The organism is Cronbergia sp. UHCC 0137, from assembly GCF_034932285.1.
In the GTDB taxonomy this organism is placed as follows: domain Bacteria; phylum Cyanobacteriota; class Cyanobacteriia; order Cyanobacteriales; family Nostocaceae; genus Cronbergia.
In genome coordinates this window covers 1-6,556 of record NZ_JAYGHC010000101.1, presented here as the reverse complement: position 1 = coordinate 6,556, position 6,556 = coordinate 1, and the positions used below count along the sequence as shown (strand labels likewise).

The window sequence follows — 6,556 nt, the reverse complement described above, 5'->3', positions numbered from 1 at the left end:
TTTGAGTTAGAAAACTATTGTAAAAATTGGAGAGAGGGAGCTTTTAATTTAGACCATCTTGCAAGTAAAGCTACACCAGAGAGTGATTCTAGGCTGAAAGAATTAAAAGAAAAACTCACTTTTGAATGTCCTGATGGTAAAAAGCGTATTTTTAGTTTACATCTGAGAATGACTGGTGCAGGAGCATGGCGGCTTCATTTCTTTCCACAATTAGAGATATGTTCAAAATTGGGTACAGGCAAAATTATTATTGGATATATTGGTAAAAAAATAGAGTAATTTTTTAGCGTGGTTACAATGTGCGCCTCTTACCCAAAATCTTACCAGTTCCCCAAGACTCTAAATTAACTATATTGCTACACTAAAACAAACCTCATCCAGCGCGAGGACATAATATAATGACCTTTACTACCAATCCCCCAACTTCTGAAACCACTCTCCCAGACCATACCCAACTTCCAGAGTCGGACGGTACATTTGTGAAAAATTGGCAAGAACATCCTCAAAGCATCTTACTGACTGACTCAATTACACCCATCCTCAAGCAATTACATCCTGATGGTCAATATTGCATCGGACAAGATTTGGGTATCTACTGGCGTATTACCGACCCTCCAGAACGCGGTGCAGAAGCTCCTGACTGGTTCTTTGTATCTAATGTACCACCTACCTTAAATGGGCAAACGCGGCGCTCTTACGTCCTTTGGCAAGAGTATATTGCTCCATTAATTGTTTTAGAATTTGTTTCTGGAAATGGTGCAGAAGAGCGCGATAAAACTCCTTGGAAAGGTAAATTTTGGATTTATGAGCAGGTAATTCGTACTCCATTTTACGGAATTTATGAAGTGAATAAAGCCCTACTAGAAGTTTATGAATTAATTGGTGGAGAATATCAGCTATTACCTGCAAATGAACGGGGACATTATCCAATTACACCTATGGGAGTAGAGTTAGGTTTATGGCAAGGTGAATATCAAAATGTGGAATTACCCTGGTTGCGTTGGTGGGATTTAGATGGTAATTTATTATTGGATGGCAACGAACGAGCCGTAATAGAATATCAACGGGCTGAACAAGAACATGGAACTGTTGAACGCCTAGCTGCTCAATTACGTGCTTTGGGTATTGAACCAGACTTATAGTAATTAGTATCTAAGTTGCACCGGCTTAGTGATTTGATGCTGTAGGTAGAGGTTTAGCAGTGCTGAACCCTCTACAAATACCGGGTTTTGATTTCCCAACCGTGTTTAGTATAACAATTTAGCGATCGCTTCTCTACGAGAGGCTACGCCAACGCTCACCGCAGGCATCGCTCTTTTTTATCCACATAAGTAGATTATTTTTTACGCAATACATCCTTTATAGCCTCAGTACCTCAGTAAATACTGAAGATTATCATCTATTTATGTAAAGCTTTAATGTTTCTATATCCAAAACATAGAATTAACATAGTAATTTTACTGAAAATATCTATAAAAAGACTAAATTTGCGGGAGTAAATCCTGTTTTTCTGATGTACCGAACTCAATTAACCCACTAAACATTTTTTTTTAGTAAAATCTACTACTTACCAATATTCAATCCTGAGAAATAATGCCATACTAAAATTTAGTTTTATCACTCATCTAATATGTCAATTTCACTGAAAAATCTATTCGCAGGAACATTAGTTTCCCTTGGACTAAGCTTCCTTGGTACAGCCCAAGCAATAGCAGCTTCTATCACCTCTACTGTAACAGCAGATAACCACTACGGTTTATTCTACGGTAACAAAGATGGTTCTGTATTAAACTTCGTTGGTCGTAACGAACTGGGATCTGGTGGTAGTCAAGGGGGTTATAACTGGTCTAATCCAGAAACTTGGAATTTCAATGTTAATCGAGGAGATTACCTATATATGGTCGTTTGGGATGACCAAAGCGTTGATGAATCTTGGATTGGTCAATTTGAATTTGCTACAGGTCAAACTCTGTTGAGTAAAGCCAGTGATTGGGAATACATGATTAGTGAGAACTCTAACCCCTTTACTCGTGCTGGTCAAATACCTGTTAACGAACGCGATTCCGGTCATTTAAGCGGTCGATTTGAGGGTAATGTACCTAAAGCTCCAGAATTAGCCTATGAAATTCAATCAGGGAATTGGGTAAATGCTCAAAGAAGAGGAGCTAATGGTATATCACCCTGGGGAGTAATTCCCAATATTGATCTAGCCGCAGATTTCCTTAATGTCACCACTGCTGATAGTCAAGCCAGAGGAAGTTCTGCCAACACTGATTATACCATTTTCCGCACTCGCTATTCTATTGATCGGTTAGTACCTGAAGCTATTCCTGAACCTACTTCTTTACTAGCTATCTTCAGTGTAGGTGCTATCAGCGCCGCTACCTTGCGTCAAAATAAAAATAAAAAGCAAGCTTAACTGTTTACTACAAAACCGTTGATCATTGGTGGGTGATTGGATTCTACCTCAATAGTTCAACATCAACACCAATTTTCTAATTGAGCCGATAAGAAAGCCAGTTGATTTTCTCTGTAATTCCCTAACTACTTGTGTCTGAATGTCTAAAAATACTTAATCAACCGTCCTTACTTGCTACCTAAAGCTGAGGACGGTTTTTAAATGAAGAATTAAAGATCACCAATTCTCTGGAATTTTAAGTTAAATTTGAATTAGCTTTAAAATCTCGACTCAGGAGTGAGCTTAATGGATATACTCATTGAATCGACAAAGAATTTTGAGAATGATTTAGAAAAATTTACGGATACAGAAAAATTTAAAATTATTAAAGAAATGAATCGCTATTTTGAACTTTTATCAGCAGATAATGATCTACTTTACAAAAATAGCGAACAACTCAGAAATATAAAACTTAATCATTTCTACGATTCCACTATCTATTCTCTGAAAATCAATGATGAACAAAGAATTATTTTAACTATTGACGATGATCCAATTTTTGGTTGTATATTAATCACTCTATTTAGAATGGTTAATATAGAAGATGCTCAAAAAGCTTATAATGCGATCGCTGAGTTTATTTATCAAGATTTTATTGTTGAAGAAAATCAAGAATTAAAGGTACATTCTTGCTGATGGTACAAATTAAACCCCTTCTAGATGAATATGGTGTAATTCATGAAGCGATGAAGATTTTACCTGACGAGTTGAAAATTGATTTTCTCCAAGCTTTAGCTGAGTTAGAAGATAATGAATGTCACAGAACTAGAACTTTCCCTAAAACCAGACTACATAAAGTCACAGGAATTAAACAAGCCATATACCGTGCTGATATTGATAAAATATCTGGGTGGCGAATACATTTACAATACATTGAAGGTAAAATTCATTTAAAAGATATTATTGCAGGTCAACATCACGATAATGTAATTGAGGTGATTAAATTGAAAAATGATAGATATGATTAAGAGGCAATACTTCTCGGTTAAGGAGTGTAGAGACGTTCCATGGAACGCCTCTACATTCGGAAATCAAACGCATCTTCACAAAGAAATGGTATAACAAAATTGAATTTACAAATAATCGAAAAATACTTCTGGAACTAATCTTAATTCTCCTGACTTAAATTTGCTAATGTCGATCCATAAAGCGCGGTGTTGACGTTCTGGTGTTTCAGAAAAAGTGATGCTTTCTATTTGATAAAATTGGGGATCTACAAAATCGCATTGATAAAGTTGAATAATTTCATGTCCTTGTCTACCGTCGAAGATAAACAGATTTTCAATACAACTCAAATAGCGAATATTGGTTAATTCTGCTTGTATTTCTTCCTGAAATTCTCTTTCTAAAGCTATGCGGCTAGTTTCACCAAATTCTACGCCACCACCTAAAGCACGATAAAATGTTGATTGTTTTTTAGGATCGTATCCTTCAGAAACAAATATTCGTTCCCCGTCACGAATTAGTGCTAGAACTATTACTCGAATTTGACCTGATTTATTCATCTAATTATCGTAAATTGAATAATTGTGACTTTCGCTATTTTCGACTGGCCAATCTGAATTTTCGCCACCAATATACAATTCTTCGATGGTGACGTATTCTTCACTTAATTGGGTGAGGGCGTTAACAAGAATATCGAGTGCGATCGCATCACTTGTTCCTAAATCAAACCAACAACGCCCCCATTCTCCCTCATACTCAAATTGACCCATGTTATGCATTAACGCCATCAGGCTTTTATCATAACCCTGTTGATCATAGTCCATGTAGCTGATATCTAAACCAGTGTCCTGCACTTGCAGATTTTCAGCATTAAATCCACCCAATTTACCCAGATAAAACCAGGAATTGAATACTTCTTCTACATATTGTTTTTCTTTCTGAGAAGGAACGTTGCTGAATTTCAACCAAATCCAGACATCAAAAGCATTAAATTCGCGGAATTGAATGTTCATTTTTAGAAAAGGGGCAAAGGGAAAGTCAAAAGGAAAAGGACAGGGAGGAATTATCACCAATCACGAACACGGATTTAATGGATTACACGGATGACACGGATTTGAAGATTATCCAATTACCAATTACCAATTACCAATTACCAATCACCAAATCATAAATCCTGGAGTCGTTTAATAGCTATATTGCGTTCGTATTCAATTTGTTTGATTAAATTAGCAGGAAGTTGGGATTTTTTGGTTAAGGCTTTATCAAAATTAGCGATCGCATCCTGAAGTAGGGATTTACTTTTGTTCTTTTTTCCCAATTCGTGGGTAATTTGGGCTTTGAGATAATAAATCTCTGGGTTTTCGGATGTTTTCTTTAAGGCTCGGTTAGCATAGTCTAACGCTTGGGAGTATTGTTTTAAATCCCGATAGGCCAAAGCAATACCCCGATCTACTAAATATTCAGGGGCTGCATTTCTCTCTAACCGTTCAATTGCCTGATCTGGACTGGTAAAAGGTAAATTAACGGCTAACATCAAATCCATGTACCCTTTGATTAAATTTAATTCTGGGTCATTGGGAGCGATCGCTTCGGCTTTGTCCAAATACTCATAAACTTGTCTAAGACGACTTAGGGCTTGGGATGCACCATTAAGAGTACCTTCTCGGAGGAGAATGACTGCTCCTTCTAAAAAATGCCCGACAGCAGTATATAAGTTACCACGTAATGGATCACGAACAATCAATCTTTTTCCAGTTTCTAAAGTTTTTTGACTGTAATTGCTCAAAGTAATCCAATCCTTATCACCATAGGCGAGGGAGGCGCGTATAGCATAGGCTAAGGGTTCATCTGGTTCTGCGGAAATAGCCTTATCTAAATAACGTTCGGCTGTGGGATAGTCACCCTGCTGGAAAATAGCCTTAAAAGCCGATTCTGTTTGTTCGCCAATTTTGCGCGGTTGCTTATTGCGAAATGGATCAGCCGCCATTGCTGGATTTAGGCAAAAATTGAGAGCGATCGCTATAATTAAAGCGATATTCCTTAGACGCAAAGACCGTAATAACATTATTGATCTATACATGATAATACCTAAAATATTTCTCAAGTTCAAAAATTCAGCAACACCACATTTTTCTACAAAGATAGACTATACTAAATTGCTCAAGTTCCACGATCAGGATTTACAGAATTAAAAGATGAGCAGAATTGATTTTGACATTAATTTTGCCATTAAGTTCAGAATTTCTCTCCTCTTCGCTTTTTTCCTCCTGACTCCCGACTCCTGACCCGAAATGCTTTATCTGAGAAATTTAACTTATCATCCCACAGCCTGTCCAACCGCAATTCTTAAAACCGTCAATCTAGAATTAGCACCCCAGCAACTAGGTTTGATCATTGGCCCTAGTGGTTCTGGTAAAAGCACCTTACTAGAAATTTTATCTGGACTGGCCGAACCCACATCAGGGGCAGTATTCTGGAGAGAACAGCAGCTAATAGCCGAGCAGCTACAACAATTGGCTGGTTTGGTCTTTCAATTTCCAGAGCGTCACTTTTGCGGTGGTACTATTTTAGAAGAATTACGTCTAGGACATCCTGAATTAAATTCAGAACGAGTCAGACAGACATTAGCTGAAGTGGGATTAGAGCATTTATCACTTGGAGCATCACCTCATGCTTTAAGTGGTGGACAGCAGCGACGTTTAGCCTTAGCGGTGCAACTAATTCGCCAACCAAATGTATTATTATTAGATGAACCCACAGCCGGCTTAGATTGGTCAATGCGACGGCAACTGGTAGATTTATTAGCTAAATTAAAAAAAGATTGGACTTTGTTAGTAGTCACCCACGACGCTGGAGATTTGCTTCCCATAGCTGACTGTTGCTGGAAAATAAATCACGGTGAATTAAAATCTGTTGAGCCGACGAAGTTACAAGTTCAGACTTAAATATAATTGTCTGATAGCGAAGCGTGGCGTTAGCCATATCAGGATATCCAGGATTTGAGAATTTTCAGGATAAAAATAATATTCTCTTCGTGTATCCCCGTCTGTTATGTTTCGCGCAAAGTGGCAAAGGAGCAAAGACGCAAAGAATAAAGTAACTGCGAGAATAATAGAAAATTACCAAAATCTCATCATTCAATTATAACTAGGG

The 6,556-nt window shown here is 37.4% G+C and carries 8 protein-coding genes and 1 pseudogene; 6 read left to right on the top strand and 3 right to left on the bottom strand.

The window, feature by feature from the left end:
- The 5 genes and pseudogenes from VB711_RS26165 to VB711_RS26145 all read left to right on the top strand — a co-directional run.
- Positions 1-279: pseudogene (locus VB711_RS26165) on the top strand (hypothetical protein); the annotation flags it as partial.
- 119 nt (positions 280-398) lie between these two features.
- On the top strand, positions 399-1,142 hold the full coding sequence (locus VB711_RS26160; protein WP_323289359.1) for a Uma2 family endonuclease: 744 nt from the start codon (positions 399-401) through the stop codon (positions 1,140-1,142).
- A gap of 488 nt (positions 1,143-1,630) precedes the next feature.
- Positions 1,631-2,419 carry a hypothetical protein gene (locus VB711_RS26155; protein ID WP_323289358.1) on the top strand — a complete coding sequence of 263 codons (789 nt, stop codon included), beginning with the start codon at positions 1,631-1,633 and terminating at the stop codon, positions 2,417-2,419.
- 285 nt (positions 2,420-2,704) lie between these two features.
- The gene (locus VB711_RS26150; protein ID WP_323289357.1) at positions 2,705-3,094 is read left to right on the top strand and encodes a hypothetical protein; all 390 of its coding nucleotides are present in this window, start codon (positions 2,705-2,707) and stop codon (positions 3,092-3,094) included.
- Positions 3,094-3,426, top strand: a complete 333-nt coding sequence (locus VB711_RS26145; RefSeq protein ID WP_323289356.1) for a hypothetical protein — start codon at positions 3,094-3,096, stop codon at positions 3,424-3,426. The genes VB711_RS26150 and VB711_RS26145 overlap by 1 nt, the downstream gene beginning before the upstream one ends.
- A gap of 105 nt (positions 3,427-3,531) precedes the next feature.
- Here VB711_RS26145 and VB711_RS26140 read toward each other — a convergent pair whose 3' ends face one another.
- From VB711_RS26140 to VB711_RS26130, 3 genes are all read right to left on the bottom strand, one after another.
- Positions 3,532-3,963, bottom strand: a complete 432-nt coding sequence (locus VB711_RS26140; protein ID WP_323289355.1) for an NUDIX hydrolase — start codon at positions 3,961-3,963, stop codon at positions 3,532-3,534.
- Entirely contained in the window at positions 3,964-4,416 is a 453-nt protein-coding gene (locus tag VB711_RS26135) for a DUF3531 family protein (protein ID WP_323289354.1), read from the bottom strand.
- Between the two features lie 152 nt (positions 4,417-4,568).
- Complete coding sequence (locus tag VB711_RS26130; protein WP_323289353.1) at positions 4,569-5,483, bottom strand: Sll0314/Alr1548 family TPR repeat-containing protein; 915 nt, start codon at positions 5,481-5,483, stop codon at positions 4,569-4,571.
- A 211-nt stretch (positions 5,484-5,694) separates the two neighbouring features.
- Between VB711_RS26130 and VB711_RS26125 the strand changes: the two genes are divergently transcribed.
- The gene (locus tag VB711_RS26125) at positions 5,695-6,348 is read left to right on the top strand and encodes an energy-coupling factor ABC transporter ATP-binding protein (protein WP_323289352.1); all 654 of its coding nucleotides are present in this window, start codon (positions 5,695-5,697) and stop codon (positions 6,346-6,348) included.
- The last annotated feature ends 208 nt before the right edge of the window (positions 6,349-6,556 follow it).